This window comes from Streptomyces sp. NPDC001480 (genome assembly GCF_042894725.1).
GTDB lineage: Bacteria > Actinomycetota > Actinomycetes > Streptomycetales > Streptomycetaceae > Streptomyces.
On sequence record NZ_JBIAVX010000005.1, the window covers coordinates 516,499 to 540,917 of the forward strand.

Below are 24,419 nucleotides of genomic sequence, written 5' to 3' on the forward strand. Positions count from 1 at the left end.
GATGAGGGCCCTGCACATCATCACCGGCCTCGGCGCCGGCGGGGCGGAGCAGCAACTGCGGCTGCTGGTGCGCCACCTGCCCGTCGACTGCGACGTCGTGACGCTCACCAACCCCGGCTCGGTCGCCGACGGCCTCACCGCGGACGGCGTCCGTGTCACGCACCTCGGCATGAGCGGCAACCGCGACCTGGCCGCGCTCCCGCGCCTGGTCCGGCTGATCCGCGCCGGCGGCTACGACCTGGTGCACACGCACCTGTACCGGGCCTGCGTCTACGGCCGGCTCGCCGCACGGCTCGCCGGGGTACGCGCGGTCGTCGCCACCGAGCACTCCCTGGGCGACTCGCAGATGGAGGGCCGCAGACTGACCGCCGGGGTACGCGCGCTGTACCTCGCCAGCGAGCGCCTCGGCTCGGCGACGGTCGCCGTCTCCCCGACGGTGGCCGACCGCCTGAGGCGCTGGGGCGTGCCCGCGCCCCGCATCGAGGTCGTCCCGAACGGCATCGACCTGGACCGCTTCCGCTTCGACCAGGAGCGGCGCGAGCTCACCCGCCGGCGCCTCGGACTGCCCGAGGACGCGTTCGTCGTCGGCGGTATCGGCCGGCTCGCCAAGGGCAAGCGGTTCGACGTCCTCGTGCGCGCGATCAGCCGGCTGCCGGAGGACCACTGGCTGCTGCTCGTGGGCGGCGGCCCCGAGGAACACCTCCTGCGCCGCACGGCCCACGAGGCAGGCGTTGCCGGGCGCGTCCTGCTCACCGGCGAACGCCCCTACGTTCCGGACGGCTCCCCCGGCCCCGATCTGCCCTCGCTCACCGCCGCGATGGACCTGCTCGCGTCGCCGTCCGCGGACGAGGCGTTCGGCCTGGCGGTCGTGGAGGCGCTGGCCGCCGGCCTGCCCGTGCTCTACGCCTCCTGCCCGGCGATCGAGGACCTGCCGCCGCGGGCCACCGCCGGAGCCCGGCGCGTACGCGGCGGCCCCGGCGCGTACGCCCGCGCGATCGCCGAGGTCCGGGCGGCGGGCCCCCGTCCACGCGCGGTCCCGGAGGCCGCGCACCGCTACAGCATCACCCGCAGCGCGGACCGCCTCATGGACGTGTACGCGGCAGCGGTCTCCAGTTCGGCGTCGTCCTCGTCGTCCTCGTCGTCCTCGTCGTCCTCGTCCTTCTCACCTCTGGGAGCCAGCCCCTCATGACCGACACTCCCACCCGCCGGCGCCGACTGTCCCTGGCCCTGGCCGGTGTCAGGAAGCTGCCGTCCTGGTCCCTGCTCGCGGCCGGCACCTTCGTCGGCGGCCTGGCCGGCGGCGCGTACGGCATGCTGACACCGCCGACGTACACGGCCACCAGCTATGTCGTCGCCGTACCGACCGAGAAGTCCGACCCGGGCTCCGCCCTGGGCTTCGCGCAGGCGTACGGCCGGGTCGCGACCCAGCTCACGGTGCTGGCGGACGTGCAGGTGACGACGGGCGTGCCGGTGCGCACGTTGCAGCGGAGCGTGCAGGCGGCGACCTCACCGGACGCTCCGATGGTCGCGGTGTCGGCCACCTCCTCACGCCCGGGTCTCGCCTCCGACATGGCCAACGCCGTCTCCCGCGCGCTGGCCCGGCAGGCGAACTCCGCCAAGAAGAGCACCCACGTCCAGCTCGTGCAGTTCGCGAAGGCGGGCAAGCCGATCGAGCCGACGTCCGCGTCGACCGCGGTGACCTCTCTGGTGGGCGCGAGCGCGGGCGGGCTGCTGTGCGGTCTCGCCCTGCTGGCGCGGCCGAGGCGGCCCCGCCAGGACGACGACCCCGTCCCGGCCGCCACCGCCGCCACCGCCGCCTCGGTGCCAGCCCCCGCCACCGCCACGACCACCGCCACGACCACCGCCGCCACTGTGCCGGGCAAGCAGACCAAGCGGGGCAAGCGGTGACCGAGGCGCACCCCGGCGGACGCGGGGCGCTAGTGGCCGCGCGGCCACCAGCGGACGCAGAGCTTGCCGCCGAGCCACTCCTCCATCCAGCTGCCCAGGTTCAGCTTCGAGCAGTCAGGGGCCGGCGGCGCGGTGGGCGTCGGCTTCGGGGTGGGCTTCGGGACCGGTGCGGGAGTCGGGGTGGGGGCCGGGGTCGCCTCGTCGGTGCGGCCGAAGAGGTAGGCCCGGTAGACGTCGGCCGACTTCGGGTTGGACCGGCACTGGAACACACCGTGCGGGCAGTAGTCGGTCAGCGTGTTGTAGAGCGGTTTGTGCTCGTCCATCCACGCGAGCATGCGCCGCATGTACTCGGCGTTGTCGCCGTTGCGGAAAAGCCCCCATTCGGGGTAGGAGATGAGTTTTCCGTGGGCCTTGGCGAAATCCACCTGCGCCTGGAGCCCGTACGGCTCTTTCACCTGCTCGTCGAACGACTCCCCGGTCGGCTGGTCGTAGGAGTCCATTCCGATGATGTCGACCGTGGCGTCCCCCGGATAACACTGCGTCCAGGGAACGGAGTCCCGGCCACGGCTCGGCGCGTAGTCGAATCGGAACTTCTGGCCCGGCACCGACCGCATGGTGGTGACGATCCTCCTCCAGTACGTCTTCCAGGTCTCCGGGTCGGGCCCGCACCGGTGGGTGTACGTGACGCCGTTCATCTCCCAGCCCAGCACGAGAACCGTGTCCGGCACCTTCAGCCGGACCAGCCGCTCGGCGAGGGCACGGAAGTGGTGGTCGAACTCCCCTGCCGCGCCTCGCCGCAGCAGCTGCCGTACGTCGGAGTCGGAGACGCCCGCCTCGTTGCGCTCCTGGAGCGGGACGTTGAGGACGAGCATCCGGTCGGCCTTCTCGTTGCGCCAGCGCGCCCACGCGTCGAGGAAATCGAGGTCGCCCTCGATCTCGCTCCAGTCGTTGCCCGGCAGATAGGTGTGGCCGACGCGGAGCTCGGCACCGCCCAGCCAGTGGCTGAGCTGCGGAATACGGGCCACGCCGTCGGCTTCGGAGCTGAGGAAGGCCCCGAACGCCGATCCGAGGTCGGGGATCGCCGGCGGGGTCACCGCGGGCGGCTTCGGCGGCTTCGGGACAGCGGGCGTGGGCAGTGCCGGTGGTCTGACCGTGGGTACGGGAACGGCCGGGACGGTCACCGCGGGCCTCGGCGGGGGCGGCACCTCCACCCCCACCGCGTGACCGGAGGCCAGCGCCGCGGAGGCGACGGCCGCCGCCGCGCCCACGGCCAGTCGGCGGTTCCGGGCCCGCTCGTGCTGTGGGGCCATGCCTGCACCTTCTTCGCTCTCGTCCGACTTTCTGCCTTTATCCGCATTATTGACGCACTGTCATATGAAGTCAGGCACAGGAAAGCCGATGGCGCCACCGCCATTGCGGCTTTCGAGTACCGCGCTCGCCCGTACGGGTGAGCCGATCCGAAAGACGATCGAAAGAAAAGAGAATTCGTGTCGCTGCTCGACACCCGAGTCCCCGCCGTACTGCTGCGGACCGACCGGAATCCCTTTCACCACGGAACGCTGGGGGCCGTGCGTTCGCTCGGCCGGGCGGGAGTGGAGGTGCACGTCGTCGCCGACGCGGCGGGAAGTCCGGTCCACCGGTCGCGTTTCGTCCGCCGGATGCACCCACCGCCGCCCCCCGGCGCGTCCCCGGACGAGATCAGCGCCGTGCTGCGGTGTGTCGCCGAACGGATCGGCCGTCCCGCCGTCCTGATCCCGATGGACGACGCGACCGCGATCGCCTCGGCACGGATGCGGGAGAAACTCGCCCCCTCCTACCTCCTGCCGCCGCTGCCGGGCGAACTGGCCGAACGCGTCGCCGACAAGGCGGAATTGGCCGCCGTCTGCGCCGCCGCGGACATCCCGCACCCCGAGACGCTGGTCCCGGACAGCCCGGCGGAGGCCGCCGACGCCGCGCGGCGGCTCGGGCTGCCGATGGTGGCCAAGTGGAGCCGGCCGTGGCTGCTGCCCGCCGGCAGCGACCTGCGCAGCACCGTGCTGGTGCACTCCGCGCAGCAGGCCCTGGAGCTGTACTCGCGCACCGACGAGGCGGGCAGCAGGCTGCTGCTCCAGGCCTACCTGCCGCCGGGAGAGGACCGGGACTGGTTCTTCCACGGCTACGCCGACCGTTCGGGCACCCTGCGCGCGGGCGGCCCGGGCCGCAAACAGCTGTCCTGGCCGCGCGGCGCCGGTCTGACCGCGGTGGGCTGCTGGACCCCCAACCCGCAGGTGCGGGCGCTGGCCGAGCGCCTCACCGACGAGCTGGGCTACCGCGGCGTCCTCGACCTCGACTTCCGGCGCTGCGGCACGACGGGCCGCTACCACCTCCTCGACTTCAACCCGCGCCCCGGCGCCCAGTTCCGGCTCTTCGCCGACAGCGCGGGCCTGGACGTCGTACGCGCCCTGCACCTGGACCTGACGGGCCGCCCCCTGCCGGACGGCGCCCCGCTGGCCGGACGGGCGTTCGTGGTGGAGAACTACGCACCGTTCGCCGCGCTCCGTCCGGCGCCCGGCGGGCGCGAACTCGCCTGGTACGCCCGGGACGACCGCGTCCCGGGATGGGCGATGTGGGCCCTGTGGTGCCGTCATGTCTCCCGCCGGCTGCGGGAGCGGGTCGGCCCGAGGAAGGCGGCTCCCGCACCACTCCTGATCCCCCGGGCGGCCTCGCCCGCCCTGACCGACAACGAGAAAGCGAGCAATTGATGAAGTACGACCTTTTGGTGGTGGGCGCAGGCCCGTACGGCCTGTCGATCGCGTCCCATGCCGCGGCCGCCGGACTGAACCTGCGCGTCTTCGGGCGGCCCATGGCGTCCTGGCGGGACAACATGCCCCGCGGCATGTTCCTGAAGTCGGAGCCGTGGGCGTCCAACCTCTCCGATCCCGGCGGGCGCTGGCGCCTGGACGTGTACTGCGCGGAGCACGGCCTGTCGGCACGGCACGCGGAGCCGATCCCGGTCGAGGCGTTCGCGTCGTACGGCATGTGGTTCGCGCGGCACGCGGTGCCCGAGGTGGACGAGCGCATGGTGTCCCGGGTGGCGGCCGGCCCCGGCGGCTTCACGGCGGTCACCGAGGACGGGGAGATGCTGTACGCGCGGGCGGTGGCGCTGGCGGTCGGCGTGATGCCGTTCGTCGAGGTACCGCAGGCGCTGCGCGGACTGCACCCCGCGCTGGTGACGCACAGCAGTCACCACAGCGACCTGGACCGCTTCCGCGGCGGCGACGTCACGGTGATCGGCGGCGGTCAGGCGGCCCTGGAGACCGCGGCGCTGCTCGCCGAACAGGGCACCCGCGTACGGGTGCTGGCGCGGGCGGACAGCCTGCGGTGGAACGATGTGCCGCCGCCCCTGGAGCGTCCCCTGTGGCAGAACATCCGCTCCCCGCACAGCGGCCTCGGCCCCGGCTGGCGGAACTGGTTCTACAGCGAGCGCCCCGGCCTGTACCGGCACCTGCCGGAGGCGACCCGGCAGCGCATCGCGGCCACCGCACTGGGGCCGGCGGGCGCGTGGTGGGTCCGGGACCGGGTGGAAGGCCCGGTGGAGTTGCTGCCGGGCCACGAGGTCACCTCGGCCGGCGCGGTGCCGGGCGGTCTGCGGCTGAACCTGATGAACCGCAAGGGCGCGCTGCGGACCCTGGAGACGGAACACGTCATCGCCGCCACGGGATTCAAGGCACACTGCGACCGGCTCGGACTGCTGTCCGAGGAGCTCCGCGGGTCGCTGGCCACCCTGCCCGACCGCACCCCCGCGGTCGGACGTGACTTCGAGTCCTCCTACCCCGGCCTGTTCATGGCGGGCCTGGTGACCGCCTCCGGGTTCGGTCCGGCCATGCGCTTCGTCCAGGGCGCGACCTTCACGGCGGAGGCCCTCGTCCGAGGGGTGCGCCGCCGGCTCAGGAAGACCCCGGTGGGCGGGGCGATCCCCGTACCGGGAGGCAGCGGCAGCCGGGACTGGTCGCCGACGCCGGTGCGCCGCTGACGGCGGCCGTGCACGGCCGCCTCCGGGCCGCTGACGCAGAGCGAGTCGTCAGCGGCCCGTCCGGGGGGCGGCTACCGCTGGGCGGCGGTCCGGCCGCGGCGGTACATCATGACCCCGCCCGCGATCAGCGCGGCACTGGCGGCCGAGGTCGCCAGCATCGTCCTGGTGCCGGTCTCGGCCAGCTGGGGCGGTTCGGCGACGGACCGCTTCGGCGGCGGCGTGTGGCTGGTCCGCGTGGGCGGGGCCGGGGGCGTCGGACGCGGCTTCTCCACGACGCGGGTGGGCGGGGTGGGGGTGGGCGTCGGCGTGGGGGTCTCGCTGCAGTCGTCGCTGGGCTTCGGCGTCGCGCTCGCCTTCGGCGCGTCGGGCACGTCGGCCTTGGGGGGCTCGGGCGAGTCGTCGTTCTCGCACTTGTTGCCGAACGTGGCGTCGAGCGCCGCGACCCCGTTGACGGTGTTGCCGCACACGTTCACCGGTGCGTCGACCGGCGCCTGAACGGCGTTCCCGGACAGGACACCAGGGGAGTCCTTGGCGCTTCCCGCCGCGTTCGAGTCAGCGAAAGCGGCGCTGTAGGACAGGGAGAGAATGCCCGTGGCGGCGGCCGCCGCGAGCACTCCCCTGCACATGGTCTGTCGCAATGTGGTTATCTTCCTGCTTGAAGAATTGGGAAAGCCGGCCCCGGACGCGGGGATCGACGTCCGAGGCCGGCTGACACGGCCGGGAAGTGTGACCGATCTGCCGTACAGGTCGATCTGACTGGGCAGGTCACATGCCCCACTGCTTCATCAACCCGACGGCGGGGAATTGGTTTCGGGGATTCACCCGGTTGGACGGCCCCTACGACACCACGTCTTTCCGGGCGAAACCCCGGAAAGCGAGAGCGAACAGCACCACGGCGTACGTCACGGAAATCGCCGTGCCCTGGATCATGCCGGACCACTCGGGACGCGGCTGCACGGCGTCGGCCCAGGCGAACTGCCAGTGCGCGGGCAGGAAGTCGCGCCAGTGCCCGAGGGCGGTGACGGCGTCGAGGACGTTGCCGACGATGGTGAGGCCCACCGCGCCGCCGACCGCGCCCAGCGGGGCGTCCGTCTTCGTCGACAGCCAGAACGCCAGCCCTGCGGTGACCAGTTGGGACACGAAGAGGTACGCGACGACCACCAGCAGCCGCTGGGCCGCGGTGCCCGGGTCGAGCGCGCCGCCGGTGGGGATCCGGAGCGGGCCCCAGCCGTAGGCGGCCGTGCCGACGGCCAGCGCCACGACCGGCAGCAGCACCATCGCGGCCAGGCTGAGCCCGAGCCCCACGACGAGCTTGGACCACAGCAGCCGGGCCCGGGGCACGGGCGCGGCCAGCAGATAGCGCAGCGAGGACCAGCTCGCCTCCGAGGCCACGGTGTCCCCGCAGAACAGGGCGACCGGGATCACCAGCAGGAAACCCGCCGACACGAACAGGTTCACCGCGGCGAAGTTGGCCCCGGACGCGGTGGCCGTGTCCATCAGCGTGACCTGGTTGTTGCGGCCCCCCGGGTCGCCGCCGACGGCGAAGGCGACGACCAGGACGAACGGCAGGGCGGCGAGGATCCCGCCCATGATCAGCGTGCGGCGCCGCTTGAGCTGGCGGACCAGCTCCACCCTCAGCGGCAGGGTACGGCCGGCCCGGTAGCCGGAGGCGGTCTCGACGGGCTCCGTGTGCGCGACGGGCTCCGGTCGCTCGGCGAGCGTGCTCATGCCGTGCCTCCGATCAGGGTGAGGAACGCGTCTTCCAGGCGGCGGTGCGGGCCGACGGACTCGACGGGGACGTCTAGCCGGACCAGTTCGGCGACCAGGCGCGGTGCGCTCCCGCCGGTGTCGAGGCGGACGAGGATCCCGCCCTCGGCGCGGACGGCCGAGGCGACCCCGGGCAGCGCGGCCACCTTCTCCACGACCGGCTCCTCCACGGGCGTGGCGGTGCCGACCAGCAGGGTGTCGCCGGAGCCGACGATCTCCGCGACCGGTCCCGCCTGGACGAGCCGGCCCCGGTCCATCACCACCAGGTGCGTGCAGGACTGCTCGACCTCCGCCAGCAGATGGCTGGAGACGATCACCGTGCGCCCGGCCGCCGCGTACCGGATCATCACCTCGCGCATCTCGCGGATCTGGGGCGGGTCGAGGCCGTTGGTGGGTTCGTCGAGGATCAGCAGGTCCGGCAGGCCGAGCATGGCCTGGGCGATGGCCAGGCGCTGGCGCATGCCCTGGGAGTAGGTGCGCACCGCGCGGGCGAGCGCGTCGCCCAGGCCCGCGATCTCCAGGGCCTCGTCCAGGTGCGCGTCCGCGGCGGGGCGGCCGGTGGCCCGCCAGTACAGCTCCAGGTTCTCCCGGCCGGACAGGTGCGGCAGGAAGCCGGCGCCCTCCACGAACGCGCCGACCCGGGACAGCACCGGCGCGCCGGGCCGGATGGCGTGCCCGAAGACACGGATCTCGCCGCCGTCCGGCCGGATCAGCCCCATCAGCATGCGCAGGGTCGTCGTCTTGCCCGCGCCGTTCGGTCCGAGCAGGCCGAGGACCTGGCCCTTCTCCACGCGGAAGGACAGCTCCCGCACGGCGTACCGGTCCGCGGACTTCGCGTACCGCTTGCTCAGGCCGGTTATCTGCAACGGCACTTCGGCAAGCTCGGGGTCCGGGCCGGGCGCCGCCGTGCGGCGGCGGCCGGTGACCAGCAGCACCAGCGCGACCGCCGCACCCGCCACGGGCAGCCACCACACCCAGGCGGGCAGCGGCGCCGACGCCGTGCTCACGCCGGGGGCCGTCGGCACGCTCAGGTCGCCCTTCAGGGAGACGGTGTACGTGGCGGGGGCCGCCGGGGAGGCGTAGCCGAGGTCGGTGGAGGCGAGGACCAGGCGCAGCCGGTGGCCCTTCAGCACGTCGTGGTCGACCGCCGGGAGCGTGAGCGTGACGTCCTTGCCGGCCCGCGCGCCATCGACCCGGATCGGCGCGACCAGTTGGGAGGGCAGCACCTTCTGGGTGCCGTCGGGCGAGACGTCGTACACCTTCCCGAAGAGCACGGCGTCGTCGCTCGTCGAGGTGACGTGGACGGTCACGGTGGGCGAGCCGGTGATCTGGAGGTCGCCGCCCACCGGCTTGGAGTCGAAGGCGGCGAACTGGCCGGGGAAGTCGAGGGACACCCCGACGCCGAGGGAGGACAGCTGGGCGAGGCCACCGGAGCCGCCGAGGCCGGGCAGGGCGGAGACACCGGGCGGGCTGGCGCCCGCCGGGTTCGCGACGTGCTGCTCGCCGCCGCTGAGCGCGACCTTCCGCCGGCCGCTCGCCAGCCCGGAGTAGGTGTCGGCGGTGGCGCCGCGCAGCTGGGCGGCGCCGTCGGTGGAGTCGACGCCTCCGGTGCGGGTGATCCGGAAGGCCGGGCCGGTGTCGGCGCCCTTGTCGCCCTTGAGGTAGCGGTCGAACCAGGCCGTCACGCGGGCCTGGACGCGGCTGGTCTCCATGTCGCCGCCGTCGTGCCCGCCGGCGATCCAGTCGACGTCGACCGGGGCGCCGCCTGCGTGGATAGCCTTCTCGGCCGCGTCGGACTGGGCGAGCGTGAACAGGGAGTCGGTCTGGCCCTGGGTCAGCAGCGTCGGCACCTTGATGCGGCCGGCCACGACGGACGGCGAGCGCTCCTGGAGCAGTTCGCGCGCCGCCGCGTCCGGCTCACCCGCCTCGGCGACCCGGTCGTACATCCGGCACAGCGCGGGCTCGAACCTGGCGCAGCCGCCGCCTTCGCTGAAGAAGATCCCGGCCCACAGCTTCTTGTACACGCCGTTCGGGAACAGGGCGTCCGCGAGGTTCCAGTAGGTGATCGACGGGGCGATGGCGTCCACCCGGTGGTCGTACCCCGCGGTGAGCAGGGAGATCGCCCCGCCGTACGAGGCGCCGGCCATGCCCACGCGCGGGTCGCCCGCCTTGTCGAGCCGGACCTGCGGCTGCTTCGCCAGCCAGTCGATGAGCCGGGAGACGTCGGCGACCTCGCCCTCGGGGTCGTTGATGCCGATCTTCCCCGTCGAGTGCCCGAAGCCGCGTGCCGACCAGGTCAGCACCGCGTACCCGTCTCTGGCGAGGTCCTGGGCCTGCTGCCGTACGTCGTCCTTGCTGCCGCCGAAGCCGTGCGCGAGCAGGACGGCCGGGCGGCGGCCGGAGCCGCCGCTGGTGAAGTACGAGGTGTCGATACGCACCCCGTCGCCCATGTCCATCACCCGGTCGGTCCGGCGGACCGGGGGCGTGTCGTCGGAGGCGACGGCCGTCCACGTACCGGCACCGGCGAGCACGACGACGGCGGCCGCGGCGGCCACCATCCGCCGCGGCCCCCGGAGCAGCCCACGTACGCCGGGCAATCGAAGATCCATGCGTCCACGGTACGGGCCACCGCCGGCGGCCGATGCAACCCGGGGACCGAACCCCCGCCCATCCCCTGGGAGTACGCCCCTGCCGCCGCCTACACCAGCCGTGGTACGAAGGCCCATGGAGATCCGCCGCGCACGCTCCGTCGCCGAGCTCACCGCCGCCGAACACCTCTTCGACCACGCCGTCCGCCCCGAGTGGGCCGAGCGCTTCCTGACGGCGCACGGACACCATCTGTTCCTGGCCTACGAGGTACGGGACGGCGAGGACGTCCCCGTCGGCTTCGTCAGCGGCGTCGAGACGGTCCATCCCGACAAGGGCACCGAGATGTTCCTGTACGAGCTCGCGGTCGCGGAACCGTACCGGCGCCGGGGCATCGGGCGGGCGCTGGTCGGCCGGCTCGCCGCGGTGGGCCGGGAGCTGGGCTGCTACGGGATGTGGGTCCTGGTCGACGCCGGGAACGACGGCGCCCTTGCCGCGTATCGCAGTGCGGGCGGCAAGGGCGACGGTACGTGCTCGGTGGTGACGTGGGACTTCGCGTGAGCGTCAGGCCTGGGCGTCCTCCGGGATGGACACCAGCCAGCGGGTGTCGCGGCGTGGGCGGAGGTAGAGGGCCCAGTAGAGGGTGGCGACGGCGGTGATGCCGCCGGTCCACAGCAGGTAGCTCATCTCCTGCTGGCTGAGGATGTACGCCAGGACCGCGATCAGCAGTACCGGCATCGCGGGCCACAGCGGCATGCGCCAGGCGGGCGTGTGCTGGTGGTGGCCGCGGCGGGCGAGCAGGGCGGCGATGGCGACGAGCAGGTACATGCCGGTCACGGAGACGCCCGTGACGCCGTACAGCGTGTCCAGGTTGACGAAGCAGAGCAGCGCGCCGGGGACACCGACCGCGAGCGTGGCGACCCAGGGGGAGCCGAAGCGGCCGAGCTTGGAGAAGACGTTGTTGACCGGCTCGGGCCAGGCCTTGTCGCGGGCGGAGGCGAACAGGACGCGGGAGTTCTGGATGACCATGACGATGCCCGCGTTGATGATCGCGAGGGCCACGCAGAGGCTGACGAAGGTACCGACGGCGGAGTCGGACCAGGCGGTGACCATGGAGCTGATGTCACCGCCGGTCAGCTCCTTGAGGTCGGAGGCGCCCAGGGTGATGGCGGCGACCGGGACCAGGATGACCACGGTGGAGATGGCGAGGGTGGCCAGCACCGTGCGGGCGACGTTGCGGCGCGGGTGCTCCAGTTCCTCGGAGAGGTAGACGGCGGTCGAGAAGCCCTGGGTGACGAAGAGGGCGATCGCCAGGCCGGAGACGACCAGCATGGCCGTCACGGTGTCGGTGTGCCCGCCGGTGCCGGCGACCTGCATCGAGGTGAGGCTGCCGAGACCGCGGTGGGCGTGGGTGAAGCCCAGTACGGCGACGACTCCGGCGGCGACGACCTCCAGGACCAGGAAGACGCCGGTGATCCAGGCGTTGGCGCGCAGGTCGAGCAGGCCCGCGAGGGTGGCGAGGAGCATCACGCCGGCGCCGGTCATGGCCGGGTCGAGGTGGACGATCGGGGCGAGGTAGTCCGCGGTGCCCATGGCGATCACCGGCGGCACGATCATGACGACCAGCAGGGACAGCACGAAGACCAGCCAGCCCGCCAGCCGCCCGGCCAGCGTCGACACCATGGCGTACTCGCCGCCCGCGCTGGGGATGAGGGTGCCCAGCTCCGAGTAGCAGAACGCCACGGCGATACAGAGGAGGGAGCCGATGGCGATCGTCAGGGCGGTGGCGGTGCCGAGCGAGCCGAACAGGTCCGGGACGACCACGAAGAGCGTGGAGGCGGGCGTCACGCAGGACAGGGTGAGGAGGGTTCCGCCGACCACCCCGATGGAACGCTTGAGTGTCTGGGGACTGTCGGCCACCTCTGGGGCGGCGGTCTCGACAGGGCGGAGCGTGTCGGTCATGCGGCGTTCCGATCGACTCGTGCGGATGCCTCCGGCGGCTGGGATTGAGGTGCATGGAACCCCGACGAAAACCGACGCGTCAATGGCTGTTTACCTACGGAATTCGTAGATCGAGAGCGCTGTTCATCGCGTTTACAGCAATTCTGCTCAGTCCGTTCAGCCCCCTTGGGCCATGCGGTAACCGCAGGAACGGCGGCAAAAAAATGTCAGGACGTCCGGGATCCGGACCTGTCAGTGTGTCCCGTTAGAGTTCACCGGTCACAGCCGGAACACAGCAAGGGGTGGGGACACATGAGGCTGGGGAAGAGCGCTGCCTGGGTGGCCTGTACGGCGGCGGCGCTGCTGGCGACCTCCGCGTGCGGCACCGAGGGGGCGAAGACGGCCGCCAAGACGGTCGACAGCGCCGGCAAGGCGATGGCGGCGCTGGCCAGGGCGACGGACCGGACCGAGGCCCTGGGGTCCGCCGAGGTGCGGATGACGACGGACCTCGGCAACGGCACCCCGGTGGCGATGGACGGCACGTTCTCCTGGGGCGACGGATTCGCCATGGACGCCGACATGGACAGCAAGGCCACGGGCATGGAGGCGCTCACGCACTCCCCCAAGATCCGGTGCCTGTTCGTCGACGGCGCCTACTACTACAAGGTCGACCCGCTGCCCTCCAGCCGGTACAAGGGCAGGACCTGGATCAAGGTCGACGGCTCGGCCATCTTCGGGGAGAAGGGCGTGCAGGCCCTCGCAGGGGGCAACGGCAGTCCTTCGGCGTCCATGAAGGGGCTGAAGTACGCCAACGACGCCGAGAACCTCGGCACGCAGACCGTGGACGGCCGGCGCACGACCCACTACCGGGCCGTGATCGACCAGGCGCACATGGGCCGGTACAAGGAGGCCTACGGCAAGAACTCCCCGATGGGTTCGGCGCTCGGCATCAAGTCGATCACCATGGACGTCTGGGTCGGCTCCGGTGACCTGCCGGTGCGGATGAAGCAGCAGTTCGGCGCCGTGACGGTGACCATGGACTTCGACAAGTTCGGCAAGACCGCCACCGTGAAGGCCCCGCCCGCCTCGAAGACCGCCGACCTCACCGACGTGGTGAAGCAGCAGCAGAAGCAGGGCTGAACCCACCGGTGCCCCGCCTCCCCTCGGAGAGGCAGGGCACCGTACGGCGTCAGTGGTTGCGCGGGAACCCGAGGTCCACGCCCGCCGGGGCGTCGGCCGGGTCGGGCCAGCGGGTGGTGACGACCTTGCCGCGGGTGTAGAAGTGCGTGCCGTCGTTGCCGTAGATGTGGTGGTCGCCGAAGAGCGAGTCCTTCCAGCCGCCGAAGCTGTGGTAGCCGACGGGGACCGGGATCGGCACGTTCACGCCGACCATGCCGGCCTCGACCTCCAGCTGGAAGCGGCGGGCCGCGCCGCCGTCCCGGGTGAAGATCGCGGTGCCGTTGCCGAACGGGGAGGCGTTGATGAGGGAGATGCCCTCGTCGTAGGTGTCGACGCGCAGCACGGTCAGCACCGGGCCGAAGATCTCGTCCTGGTACGCCTTCGCGGTGGTCGGCACCTTGTCGAGCAGCGAGATGCCGATCCAGTGGCCGTCCTCGAAGCCGTCCACCGTGAAGCCCGTGCCGTCGAGCACGACCTCGGCGCCCTCGGCCGCCGCGCCCTCGACGTACGACGCCACCTTGTCGCGATGGATCTTCGTGATCAGCGGGCCCATCTCGGAGGCCGGGTCGTTGCCGGGACCGATCTTGATCTTCTCGGCGCGCTCACGGATCTTGTCGACCAGCTCGTCGCCGATCGAACCCACCGCGACGACCGCCGAGATCGCCATGCAGCGCTCGCCCGCGGAGCCGTAGGCCGCGCTCACCGCCGCGTCGGCCGCCGCGTCCAGGTCGGCGTCCGGCAGCACCAGCATGTGGTTCTTCGCGCCGCCGAGCGCCTGCACGCGCTTGCCGTTGGCGGAGGCCGTGGTGTGGATGTAGCGGGCGATCGGCGTGGAGCCGACGAAGGAGACCGCCTTGACGTCCGGGTGCTCCAGGAGCCGGTCGACGGCCACCTTGTCGCCGTGGACGACGTTGAAGACGCCGTCGGGCAGACCCGCCTCGGCGAGCAGCTCGGCGATCTTGATGGAGGCCGACGGGTCCTTCTCGCTCGGCTTCAGCACGAAGGTGTTGCCGCACGCGATGGCGATCGGGAACATCCACATCGGGACCATCGCCGGGAAGTTGAACGGCGTGATGCCGGCGACGACACCCAGCGGCTGCCGGATCGAGGAGACGTCGACACTGCTCGCGACCTGCGTCGACAGCTCGCCCTTCAGCTGCACGTTGATGCCGCAGGCCAGGTCCACGATCTCCAGGCCGCGGGCGACCTCGCCGAGCGCGTCGGAGTGCACCTTGCCGTGCTCGGCGGTGATCAGCTCGGCGATCTCGTCCCGGTTCGCGTCCAGCAGCGCGCGGAACTTGAACAGGATCGAGGTCCGCTGGGCCAGCGAGGACCGGCCCCACGTGACGTAGGCGTCCTTCGCGGCGGCGACCGCGGCGTCCACCTCGTCCACCGAGGCGAACGCCACCTTCGTGGTGACCGCGCCGGTCGCCGGGTCCGTGACCGGCCCGAACGTACCCGAGGCGCCTTCGACGGTCTTGCCGCCGATCCAGTGGTTGACGATCTTCGTCATGACCGAGTACTCCTTCACAGATGGCGGCGTCGGGTCGAGACGTGCCGTTCGTACAGCTCACGTGCCTTGACCGCGGACGATCGGGTCGCGGTCTCGGCCACAGGAACATCCCACCAGGCCTGCGCCGGAGGCGCGCCCGACACTGTGTCTGCGGTTTCGGTCTCCACGTAGACACATGTGGGAGTGTCGGCGGCCCGGGCCTCGGCGAGCGCCGCGCGCAGGTCCCGTACGGTCTTCGCGCGCAGCACCCGCATACCGAGGCTGGCCGCGTTGGCGGCGAGGTCCACGGGCAGCGGGGCCCCGGTGAACGTGCCGTCGTCGGACGTGTAGCGGTAGGCGGTGCCGAACCGCTCGCCGCCGACCGTCTCCGACAGGCCGCCGATCGAGGCGTACCCGTGGTTCTGCACGAGCAGGATCTTGATCGCGATCCCCTCCTGCACCGCCGTGACGATCTCCGTCGGCATCATCAGATACGTCCCGTCGCCGACCAGCGCCCAGACCGGCCGGTCCGGGGCGGCCATCTTCACACCGATCGCGGCCGGGATCTCGTAGCCCATGCAGGAGAAGCCGTACTCCAGGTGGTACTGGTCACGCGACCGGGTGCGCCACAGCTTGTGCAGGTCGCCGGGGAGGGAGCCGGCCGCGTTGATGATCACGTCCGTCTCGTCGACGACCGCGTCCAGCGCGCCGAGGACCTGCGGCTGCGTCGGCCGTACGTCCGGTTCGTCGGCCTCGTAGCAGGCGTCGACGCGCTGCTCCCAGCGCTCCTTGTCCTCGGTGTACTCGGTGGCGTACGGGTCGGCGATCCGGTGGCCGTGCATCGCGAGTGCCTCAGTCAGCTCCTCCAGGCCGCTGCGGGCGTCCGCGACCAGCGGGGTCCCGGCGAGCTTGTGGCCGTCGAAGGGCGCGATGTTGAGGTTGAGGAAACGGACGTCCGGGTTCTCGAAGAGGGTGCCGGAGGCGGTGGTGAAGTCGGTGTACCGGGTGCCCACGCCTATCACCAGGTCGGCGGTGCGGGCGAGTTCGTCGGCGGTGGCGGTGCCGGTGTGGCCGACGCCGCCGACGTCCTGCGGGTGGTCGTGGCGCAGGGAGCCCTTGCCGGCCTGGGTGGAGGCGACGGGTATCCGGGTCGCCGCCGCGAACTCGGCGAGGGCGTCCTCGGCGCGGCTGTGGTGGACTCCGCCGCCCGCGATGACAAGTGGCCTGCTCGCGGCCCGGATCACCCGTACCGCCTCGGCGAGTTCGGCCGGGTCGGCACCGGGCCGCCGTACGGTCCACACCCGCTCGGCGAAGAACTCCTCGGGCCAGTCGTACGCCTCCGCCTGCACGTCCTGCGGCAGCGCGAGGGTCACCGCGCCCGTCTCCACCGGGTCGGTGAGCACGCGCATCGCCTGGAGGGCGGCCGGGATCAGGGCCTCGGGCCTGGTGATCCGGTCGAAGTAGCGCGACACCGGGCGCAGGCAGTCGTTGACCGACACGTCCCCCGCGTACGGCACCTCCAGCTGCTGGAGCACCGGGTCCGCCGGGCGGGTCGCGAAGACGTCGCCGGGCAGCAGCAGCACCGGGAGGTGGTTGACGGTGGCGAGGGCGGCGCCGGTGACCAGGTTGGTCGCGCCGGGGCCGATGGAGGTCGTCACCGCGTGGGTGGACAGGCGGTTCGACTGACGCGCGTAGCCGACCGCCGCGTGCACCATGGACTGCTCGTTGCGGCCCTGGTGGTACGGCATGTCGCCGGCGTACTCGATGAGCGCCTGCCCGAGGCCCGCCACGTTGCCGTGGCCGAAGATGCCCCAGGTGGCGCCGATCAGCCGCTGCCGTACGCCGTCCCGCTCCGTGACTTGCGCGGACAGGAAGCGGACGAGCGCCTGGGCGACCGTGAGCCTCGTCGTCGATGTCGTCGGAGTCATCGATACCCCTCGGTGTGGTCCGGGTGGAAGCAGATCCGCCACTCCCGCGTCTCGCCCGGACCGGCCATGACGTTCAGGTAGTACATGGCGTGGCCGGGCTGGGCGATGGACGGGCCGTGCCATCCGTCGGGGACGAGGACGGCGTCGCCGGTGCGGACCTCCGCGAGGACGTCCGATCCGCCCTCACGGGAGGGGAATACGCGCTGATAGCCGAAACCGTTCGGACCCTCGATCTCGAAGTAGTAGATCTCCTCCAGCTCCGCTTCCTCGCCGGGCCGGTGCTCGTCGTGCTTGTGCGGCGGGTACGACGACCAGTGCCCGCCCGGGGTGATCACCTCGACGGCGATCAGCCGGTCGCAGTCGAACGAGTCGGCGGAGGCGAAGTTGCGCACCTGGCGGGCGCAGCTGCCGCTGCCGCGGTCTTCGACGGGGACCTCCGGCGCGGGGCCGTAGCGGGCGGGGAGTCGTCGCTCGCACTTCGCTCCTGCCAGGGCGAAGCGGCCTCCCGCGCCGGAGGCGATCTGGACCCGGGCGTCACGGGGCACGTACACGAAGTCGGAGACCCCGTCGAACACGCTGCCCCTGCCCAGGATTTGGAACTCTTCGTCCTCCACCCGCACCGTACAACCGCCGCTGAGCGGAAGCACGATCCATTCGCTGTCGCCGGTGGTGAACGTGTGGGAGCCGCCCGGCGCCAACTCGACCACGCGCAGGCTGCTGTACGTCCAGCCGGCCCGTTTGGGATCGACGTCGAGCACGTACTGGGCGCCCGCGGTCACGCCCCGGCTCAGGTGCAGGTCGTTGCTGGTCATGCGAGCCTCACAGCAGTCCGACGGCGGTGTCCACGGCGGCGGCCACATCGCCGTCCGCCGGGTACAGCAGCGAGCGGCCGACCACCAGGCCGCGCACGGTGGGGAGTTGCAGCGCGCCCCGCCATTTCTCGTAGGCGGCGTCCTGGTCCTCGGGCGAGTCGCCGATGTCGCCGCCGAGCAGTACGGCGGGCAGCGTGGAGGTCTCCATGACCCGCGCCATGTCGTCGGGGTTGTCGGTGACCGGGACCTTCAGCCAGGTGTAGGCCGAACTGCCGCCCAGACCCGAGGCGATGGCGATCGACTTGGTGACCGCTTCCGCGCTCAGGTCGTTGCGCAGCCGTCCCTCGTCGGTGCGGCGGCTGATGAACGGCTCGACGAAGACCGGGAGCCGGCGGGCGGCCATCTCGTCGATGGCGCGGGCCGTGGACTCCAGGGTGGTCAGCGAGCCCGGGTCGTCGTAGTCGATGCGCAGCAGCAGCTTGCCCGCGTCGAAGCCCAGACGCTGGATGTCCTCGGGGCGGTGGCCGGTGAAGCGGTCGTCGAGTTCGAAGGAGGCGCCCTGGAGGCCGCCGCGGTTCATCGAACCCATGACGACCTTGTGGTCGAGGGCGCCCAGCAGCAGCAGGTCGTCCAGGATGTCGGCGGTGGCCAGGACACCGTCCACGCCCGGCCGGGACAGGGCCAGGCAGAGGCGTTCGAGGAGGTCGGCGCGGTTGGCCATGGCCAGCTTGCGCTCGCCGACGCCCAGCGCGCCGCGGGCCGGGTGGTCGGCGGCGACGATCATCAGGCGGCCGTGGTCGTTCAGCAGCGGCCTGCGGGCGCGGCGGGCGGCGGCCTCGGCGATCGCCTCGGGGTGGTGGGTGCGGGTGTGGACCAGCGCGGAGACGTCCACCTTCGGCCAGGCGACGCCGTCCCCGCCGTCGTGCTGCGCTCCCATGACCCGGCCGGCCCTCACAGCACCGCTCCGGCCTCGAGCGCGGCGGCCACCTCGTCGGGGGTGGGCATCGCGGAGGAGCACTCCAGTCGGGAGGCGACGATGGCGCCGGCCGCGTTGGCGTGCCGCATGATCGTCTCCAGGTCCCAGCCGGCCAGCAGGCCGTGGCAGAGGGAGCCGCCGAAGGCGTCGCCGGCGCCGAGTCCGTTGAGGACGTTCACCGGGAGCGGCGGGACCTCGGCGGTGTCGCCGTCGCTGTTCACCGCGAGGACGCCCTTCGGTCCCTGCTTGACGACCGCGAGTTCCACCCCGGCGTCGAGGAGCGCGCGGGCGGCGGCGTGCGGCTCGCGCACGCCGGTGGCGACCTCCACCTCGTCGAGGTTGCCGACGGCGACCGTGGTGTGCCGCAGGGCCTCGGCGTAGAAGGGGCGGGCCGCGTCCGGGTCCGTCCAGAACATGGGCCGCCAGTCGAGGTCGAAGACCGTCGTGCCGGCCTTGGCCCGGTGGGCGAGCGCCGCGAGCGTCGCCGTACGGCTCGGCTCCTCGCTCAGCCCCGTGCCCGTGACCCAGAAGACGCGCGCGTCACGGATGGCGTCGAGGTCGAGGTCGTGGGCGTCGATCTCAAGGTCGGGCGCCTTGGGCTGCCGGTAGAAGTACAGCGGGAAGTCGTCCGGCGGGAAGACCTCGCAGAAGGTGACCGGCGTGGGCAGCCCGGGGACCGGGGTGACCCAGCGGTCGTCGACACCGAAGTCCCGCAGGGCCTCGTGCAGGTAGGTGCCGAAGGCGTCGTCACCGGTGCGGGTGATCACGGCGGTGCTCCGGCCGAGGCGGGCCGCGGCGACCGCGACGTTGGTCGCCGACCCGCCCAGGAACTTGCCGAAGGACGACACCTGCGCGAGCGGTACACCGGTCTGAAGCGGGTAGAGGTCCACCCCTATCCGCCCCATGGTGATCAGGTCGTACGCCATCCGGCTTCCCTTCGTCACGGCTCTCCCCCGGTTTGTAGCCCCGCACCCGGGAGCCTGTCAATGTTTTGTCCAGACATTCGGACCAGACCTTGACACGCGCTTTCCTGCGACCGCAGGCTGACCGCCATGACGTCGTTGTCGCCTCAGGCCCCACTGTCCCGCATCCGCGTCGGATCGGCGCCCGACTCCTGGGGCGTCTGGTTCCCGGACGACCCCGTACAGGTGCCCTGGCAGCGCTTTCTCGACGAGGTCGCCGACTCCGGCTACGAGTGGATCGAACTGGGCCCCTACGGCTATCTGCCGACCGACCCGAACGTGCTCGCCGAGGAGACGGCCCGGCGTGGCCTGAAGGTGTCGGCCGGCACGGTCTTCACCGGCCTGCACCACGGCGAGGCGGTCTGGGAGAAGACGTGGGCGCACGTCGCGGACAACGCCGCGCTCGCCCAGGCGATGGGCGCCAGGCACCTGGTCGTGATCCCGTCCTTCTGGCGCGACGACAAGACCGGCGAGGTACTGGAACCGGACACGCTCACCCCCGAGCAGTGGCGCAACCTGACCTCGCTGACCGAACGGCTCGGCCGGGAGGTGCGGGAACGCTACGGCCTGTCGATCGTCGTCCACCCGCACGCCGACACCCACATCGACAGCGAGGACAACGTCACCCGCTTCCTCGACGGCACCGACTCCTCGCTGGTCTCGCTGTGCCTGGACACCGGGCACTACGCCTACTGCGGCGGCGACAGCGTCAAGCTGATCGAGACCTACGGCGAACGGATCGGCTACCTCCACCTCAAGCAGGTCGACCCGGAGATCCTCGCGGACGTACGGGCGAACGGCACCCCGTTCGGCCCGGCGGTCGCCCAGGGCGTGATGTGCGAGCCCCCGGCCGGGGTGCCCGCGCTGGGCCCGGTCCTCGAGGCGGCCCAGAAGCTGGACGTCGACCTGTTCGCGATCGTCGAGCAGGACATGTACCCGTGCGACCCGGACAAGCCCCTGCCGATCGCCCGGCGGACCCGGGCGTTCCTGAGGTCCTGCGGGGCCTAGGCCGTCCCGTCGTGGGCCGTTTGCGTCACCTCTGTCACAAACATGCGCCTCCTGTCACGCATGTCCCACGTGCGCTGACCTCCCGTCACATCCCTTCGACAGCCCCTCCCCGACGGTCACCGTGTGTCGTTCACCGGGCACAGGCTGGTGATCACCAGCGCAGCGCCCGGCTACCCCGACGGCCGCCCCCGGCCGCCGACCGCGGCGCGCGCGGGGAGGTGCAACTCATGACCGACCGAAGACTCTGGTCGTACAAGGAGATCGCGGCGCACATCCGGGTGCAGCCGGACACCGTACGGTCCTACCGCAAGCACGGGCTGCTGCCCCCGCCCGACCATGTGGAGGGCGGCAAGCCCTACTGGTACGCCGACACCGTGCGCGCCTGGGTCGCCTCCAGACCCCGCAACCGCGGCCGGGACCAGACCTAGGCCAGGCGTCAGCGCCATGGTTCGACGACGGTGACTCCCGCGCCGCGCGCCGTGTCCATCGCGGCGAGCGCGGCCGGGGCCGCGTCCAGCGGGATCGTCGACGTCACCAGCAGGTCGGGGCGCAGTACTCCCGCGCGGACCAGTTCCAGCATGCCCGGGTAGGCGTGGGCGGCCATGCCGTGGCTGCCGAGGAGTTCGAGCTCCAGGGCGATGGCGCGCGCCATGGGCACGGGGGTCGTGCCGTCGGGCGAGGGGAGCAGTCCGACCTGGACGTGCCTGCCGCGGCGGCGCAGCGAGCCGACGGAGGCCGCGCAGGTGGCGGGGGAACCGAGCGCGTCGAGGGACAGGTGGGCACCACCGCCGGTCAGTTCACGGATCGTGGCGGCCGTGTCCCGAGTCCGCGTGGCGTCCACGCACTGGGCCGCCCCGAACTTACGCGCCAGCTCCAGCGCCGCCGGTGACACGTCGACGGCGACGACCCGCGCCCCGGACGCCGCCGCGATCATCACCGCCGACAGTCCCACTCCCCCGCAGCCGTGCACCGCGACCCACTCCCCCGCGGCCACGCGCCCCTGCTGCACCACCGCCCGGAAGGCCGTCGCGAACCGGCAGCCGAGCCCGGCCGCCGTCGCGAAGGACAGGCCGTCCGGTACGGCGACCAGGTTCACGTCGGCGTGGTCCAGCGCCACGTACTGCGCGAACGAGCCCCAGTGGTGGAAGCCGGGCTGGGTCTGCCGCTCGCACACCTGCTGGTCGCCGGCCGCGCAGGCGGGACAGCTGCCGCAGGCGCAGACGAAGGGCACGGTGACCCGGTCACCGGGGCGCCAGCCGGTCACCCGGTCGCCGACCGCCGCCACGGTCCCGGCGAGTTCGTGGCCGGGCACGTGCGGCAGCGTGATGTCCGGGTCGTGGCCCATCCAGCCGTGCCAGTCGCTGCGGCACAGGCCGGTGGCCTCGACACGCACCACGACGCCGTGCTCGGCTGGCTCCGGGTCCGGCACCTCCCGCACCTCGGCCGGTTCCCCGTACCGCTCGAACACCACAGCGCGCATCCGTCTTCGCCCTCGCCTTCCTTACGACAGCCCACGGGCCGATCGACCGCGGACCACGGCGAACGCCAGCCCCTCTCCGAGTAGGGCCGTCCGGGGGTCATTCGAGCCGAGCCTTACATCCGGGACCGCCTCGGAGAAGAGCCCCGGCTCACCGAGGCGGCGAAGGCAGCCATCCACCGAGAGGCGCCGGGAAGTCCGCCGCCAGGTCTCGGTCACGAGCTCCCCATGCGCATGTACACCGTCACCCTGCGACCGCGGACCTGCTCGTCCGCCACCGGCGTGAAGTACTTTTCCAGCACTGAAGTCTTCACCCGGTCCCGCTCCGCCGACAGCGGCTTGGCGACCTTCGCCGCGTCCGTCACCAGCAGAATCCGCCTGTGGGCCAGCATCGCGGCCCGGATCCTGGCCGGGCTGTCCTCCACGCCCTTGAGGGTCCCGGACTCCTCCGGACTCTCGGCCAGAGCTATGTCCCGCAGACCGGTGAAGGCATGGGGGGAGACCAACTTGGTGTCGCGTCGCGCCGCCGGCACGAAGAGCACCGCGTCTCCGGGTTTCTTGAGCCCCTGCACGTCTGCTGCCACGGCCAGGACGTCGTCCACCCGGCTCGCCGGGGAGCGCTTGGCCAGTGCCTGGGGGAGCAGGGCCACCGTCGCCACGGCGACAACCACGGGGAGGATCCATGGCGCCGCCTTCGGGAACCGCGGCGTCGCCGCCCGTATGGCCGCACCGAGCGCTGCCCCGATCAGCAGCGCCAGACCCAGCAGGCTGAACAGAACGTACCGGTCCAAGAACAGCGGTTGGACCAGGGAAAGGCCGATCAGGGTGATCTGCGGCACCGCGAGCAGTGGAAGCCCCACAGCCGCCGCCGAGAGTCGTCCGGTCTGCGGCCGGTCGACCAGGGCTCCGAGACCGCCGATCGCAAGCAGGACCGCTGGGCCGATCATCATGTGCCAGGTCAGCGGCGGTATCCAGGAGATCTGGTCGGACTGGCTCCGGCTGAAAAGGATCAGTGGCAGCACACACGCCGCAGCGGCCCCCGAGGACGCCGTCCAACGGGCCCACACGCCGCGCCGGGCACCCGCCCAGGCCAGGGTGGCCGCGTGCGCGGGCAGCATCATCAGCGACAGCCAGTTCAGCAGCCCGCACAGCGCCACCGCGCCGCCGTACGCCGCCCACAGTGCTGCTCGGCCATGTTCCTCGAGCAAGGTCACCAGCAGCAGCGTCGAAATTGCGGCTCCGGCTGCGACCAGCGCGTACGGACGACCCTCTTGGAGATAGAACTGCACTGCCGGAAGCAGGCCGAACGCCAGCCCTCCCCCCAGACCCGCTCCAGTACCGGCCAGTCGATGGCCGATGACCGTCACACAGGCCGCTGCCACCGCCATGGCCAGCACAGAGGGCAGCCGCAGTGTCGTCGTGCTGGGCCCGAAGCATTCGAAAAGTCCGTGCATCAGCAGGTAGTAGAGCCCGTGCACGGCATCGACCTGCCCCAGCATGTGCCAGATCTCGGTGGTGGACCGTCGAGCAACCTGCCAGGTCGCCGCCTCGTCCCGCCACACGCTGTGCTGCCGGGGCAGCCCCCACAAGCCGAGGGCCAGGGTCCACAGCACGGGTATCAGCCAGATGGGCAGGGAGCGGCGTCCAGTGGTCATGCGGGGAGTCATATAGGTGTTCAGGCCCTCGGGATAGCAGTGCGAATCGTCTCCGCCGGCTCCGTAAGCCATCGACACTATCTGAGCTGAAAGCGAAGTCGCCACACCTCACGGAGCATGGCTGAAAAGCGTCACTCAGATTTGACTGTATCAGACCCAACGCCGAATGGCCTTTGGCCGTCCACTCCGAGTTCAACGCCCCATTTGCTCCCTATGCCACCTTGGCGACTTCGATTAAAAATCGACCACTATGCTTGATGCTTTTCGGTCACAACCGCGGCTGAATTGTGCCGTGATCTTGATCACCTCAATATTCGATTGCTGGTGGTCATGCGCATAGATCAAACTCTGTGCCGGTCCCAACCGAAACAAAATGACTAGGAGTCGTCTTGAGCATGCGAAATGGTGTAAAGGTTGCACTGGCTGCCGGTGCCCTCCTCGTGGCCGCAGCTACTCCGGCGCTTGCCATCACCGTCGACGCCGGCGGCGGCAAGTGGAGCTACGACGAGGGTGCCAACACGGCGTGGTCGAACTACAAGCACCCGAACAACAAGCACGCGTCTTCGGTGTCGATCGGTGGCACGCTCACCAAGAGCGGCTGCACGGCGAAGGGGCAGTGGTCCCTGGCCTCGGCGGCGAAGAACGGCGGCTCCGTCGCGTGGTACTACGACCCGAAGTGCTGAGCCTCGCTTAGCTCGGCTTGTTGGCTGTGGAGG

21 protein-coding genes are annotated in these 24,419 nt (G+C 71.7%); 9 read left to right on the forward strand and 12 right to left on the reverse strand.

The genetic code is table 11. The features are described 5' to 3' along the window. The first annotated feature begins 1 nt into the window (after window position 1). On the forward strand, window positions 2-1,189 hold the full coding sequence (locus ACFY01_RS15300) for a glycosyltransferase (protein ID WP_390736186.1): 1,188 nt from the start codon (window positions 2-4) through the stop codon (window positions 1,187-1,189). Further along, entirely contained in the window at window positions 1,186-1,908 is a 723-nt protein-coding gene (locus tag ACFY01_RS15305) for a lipopolysaccharide biosynthesis protein (protein ID WP_390736187.1), read from the forward strand. Before ACFY01_RS15300 ends, ACFY01_RS15305 begins: the two co-directional genes overlap by 4 nt. Window positions 1,909-1,937: 29 nt before the next feature. Here ACFY01_RS15305 and ACFY01_RS15310 read toward each other — a convergent pair whose 3' ends face one another. Then, entirely contained in the window at window positions 1,938-3,218 is a 1,281-nt protein-coding gene (locus tag ACFY01_RS15310; RefSeq protein WP_390736188.1) for a glycoside hydrolase family 26 protein, read from the reverse strand. Window positions 3,219-3,395: 177 nt separating this feature from the next. Here ACFY01_RS15310 and ACFY01_RS15315 point away from each other — a divergent pair, with 177 nt between their 5' ends. Both ACFY01_RS15315 and ACFY01_RS15320 read left to right on the forward strand, forming a co-directional pair. Then, window positions 3,396-4,649, forward strand: coding sequence for an ATP-grasp domain-containing protein (locus ACFY01_RS15315; RefSeq protein ID WP_390736189.1), 1,254 nt, complete (start codon window positions 3,396-3,398; stop codon window positions 4,647-4,649). After that, window positions 4,649-5,920, forward strand: coding sequence for an NAD(P)-binding domain-containing protein (locus ACFY01_RS15320; protein WP_390736190.1), 1,272 nt, complete (start codon window positions 4,649-4,651; stop codon window positions 5,918-5,920). Before ACFY01_RS15315 ends, ACFY01_RS15320 begins: the two co-directional genes overlap by 1 nt. A 71-nt stretch (window positions 5,921-5,991) precedes the next feature. Here ACFY01_RS15320 and ACFY01_RS15325 read toward each other — a convergent pair whose 3' ends face one another. The 3 genes from ACFY01_RS15325 to ACFY01_RS15335 form a co-directional block, all read right to left on the reverse strand. Next, entirely contained in the window at window positions 5,992-6,546 is a 555-nt protein-coding gene (locus ACFY01_RS15325; protein WP_390736191.1) for a chaplin, read from the reverse strand. Window positions 6,547-6,757: 211 nt separating this feature from the next. Continuing rightward, entirely contained in the window at window positions 6,758-7,648 is an 891-nt protein-coding gene (locus tag ACFY01_RS15330; RefSeq protein ID WP_390736192.1) for an ABC transporter permease, read from the reverse strand. After that, window positions 7,645-10,296, reverse strand: coding sequence for a CocE/NonD family hydrolase (locus tag ACFY01_RS15335; protein ID WP_390736193.1), 2,652 nt, complete (start codon window positions 10,294-10,296; stop codon window positions 7,645-7,647). Before ACFY01_RS15335 ends, ACFY01_RS15330 begins: the two co-directional genes overlap by 4 nt. 115 nt (window positions 10,297-10,411) lie before the next feature. Here ACFY01_RS15335 and ACFY01_RS15340 point away from each other — a divergent pair, with 115 nt between their 5' ends. Next, a complete protein-coding gene (locus tag ACFY01_RS15340; RefSeq protein ID WP_390736194.1) occupies window positions 10,412-10,834 on the forward strand; it encodes a GNAT family N-acetyltransferase in 423 nt (140 codons plus the stop codon). A 3-nt stretch (window positions 10,835-10,837) separates the two neighbouring features. Here the strand turns inward: ACFY01_RS15340 and ACFY01_RS15345 are convergent, their stop codons facing one another. Further along, window positions 10,838-12,235: an APC family permease gene (locus ACFY01_RS15345; protein ID WP_390736195.1), complete on the reverse strand. Its 1,398-nt coding sequence runs from the start codon at window positions 12,233-12,235 to the stop codon at window positions 10,838-10,840. Window positions 12,236-12,526: 291 nt separating this feature from the next. On the opposite strand from ACFY01_RS15345, the gene ACFY01_RS15350 reads away from it, so the two are divergent. Continuing rightward, entirely contained in the window at window positions 12,527-13,354 is an 828-nt protein-coding gene (locus tag ACFY01_RS15350) for a hypothetical protein (protein ID WP_390736196.1), read from the forward strand. A 49-nt stretch (window positions 13,355-13,403) separates the two neighbouring features. Here the strand turns inward: ACFY01_RS15350 and mmsA are convergent, their stop codons facing one another. From mmsA to iolC, 5 genes are read right to left on the reverse strand one after another with little or no spacing between them, the layout of a single operon-like run. Then, window positions 13,404-14,906 (reverse strand): CoA-acylating methylmalonate-semialdehyde dehydrogenase, encoded by a 1,503-nt coding sequence (gene mmsA, locus ACFY01_RS15355; RefSeq protein WP_390736197.1) that lies wholly within the window; start codon window positions 14,904-14,906, stop codon window positions 13,404-13,406. Window positions 14,907-14,920: 14 nt separating this feature from the next. Beyond that, window positions 14,921-16,813, reverse strand: coding sequence for a 3D-(3,5/4)-trihydroxycyclohexane-1,2-dione acylhydrolase (decyclizing) (iolD, locus tag ACFY01_RS15360; RefSeq protein WP_390736198.1), 1,893 nt, complete (start codon window positions 16,811-16,813; stop codon window positions 14,921-14,923). Beyond that, window positions 16,810-17,625, reverse strand: coding sequence for a 5-deoxy-glucuronate isomerase (gene iolB / locus ACFY01_RS15365; protein WP_390736199.1), 816 nt, complete (start codon window positions 17,623-17,625; stop codon window positions 16,810-16,812). Before iolB ends, iolD begins: the two co-directional genes overlap by 4 nt. A 7-nt stretch (window positions 17,626-17,632) precedes the next feature. Further along, window positions 17,633-18,562: a deoxyribose-phosphate aldolase gene (locus ACFY01_RS15370; protein WP_390736200.1), complete on the reverse strand. Its 930-nt coding sequence runs from the start codon at window positions 18,560-18,562 to the stop codon at window positions 17,633-17,635. A gap of 14 nt (window positions 18,563-18,576) precedes the next feature. Further along, entirely contained in the window at window positions 18,577-19,527 is a 951-nt protein-coding gene (gene iolC / locus ACFY01_RS15375; protein ID WP_390736232.1) for a 5-dehydro-2-deoxygluconokinase, read from the reverse strand. 126 nt (window positions 19,528-19,653) lie between these two features. On the opposite strand from iolC, the gene ACFY01_RS15380 reads away from it, so the two are divergent. Then, window positions 19,654-20,571 carry a sugar phosphate isomerase/epimerase family protein gene (locus tag ACFY01_RS15380; RefSeq protein WP_390736201.1) on the forward strand — a complete coding sequence of 306 codons (918 nt, stop codon included), beginning with the start codon at window positions 19,654-19,656 and terminating at the stop codon, window positions 20,569-20,571. A 227-nt stretch (window positions 20,572-20,798) separates the two neighbouring features. After that, complete coding sequence (locus ACFY01_RS15385) at window positions 20,799-20,999, forward strand: helix-turn-helix transcriptional regulator (RefSeq protein WP_390736202.1); 201 nt, start codon at window positions 20,799-20,801, stop codon at window positions 20,997-20,999. Between the two features lie 8 nt (window positions 21,000-21,007). On the opposite strand, the gene ACFY01_RS15390 is transcribed toward ACFY01_RS15385, so the two are convergent. Together ACFY01_RS15390 and ACFY01_RS15395 are read right to left on the reverse strand one after the other, a co-directional pair. Continuing rightward, window positions 21,008-22,051: a zinc-dependent alcohol dehydrogenase family protein gene (locus tag ACFY01_RS15390; protein WP_390736203.1), complete on the reverse strand. Its 1,044-nt coding sequence runs from the start codon at window positions 22,049-22,051 to the stop codon at window positions 21,008-21,010. Between the two features lie 212 nt (window positions 22,052-22,263). Next, entirely contained in the window at window positions 22,264-23,703 is a 1,440-nt protein-coding gene (locus ACFY01_RS15395; RefSeq protein WP_390736204.1) for a hypothetical protein, read from the reverse strand. 395 nt (window positions 23,704-24,098) lie between these two features. On the opposite strand from ACFY01_RS15395, the gene ACFY01_RS15400 reads away from it, so the two are divergent. Beyond that, entirely contained in the window at window positions 24,099-24,386 is a 288-nt protein-coding gene (locus tag ACFY01_RS15400) for a lactococcin 972 family bacteriocin (RefSeq protein WP_390736205.1), read from the forward strand. Window positions 24,387-24,419 lie beyond the last annotated feature (33 nt).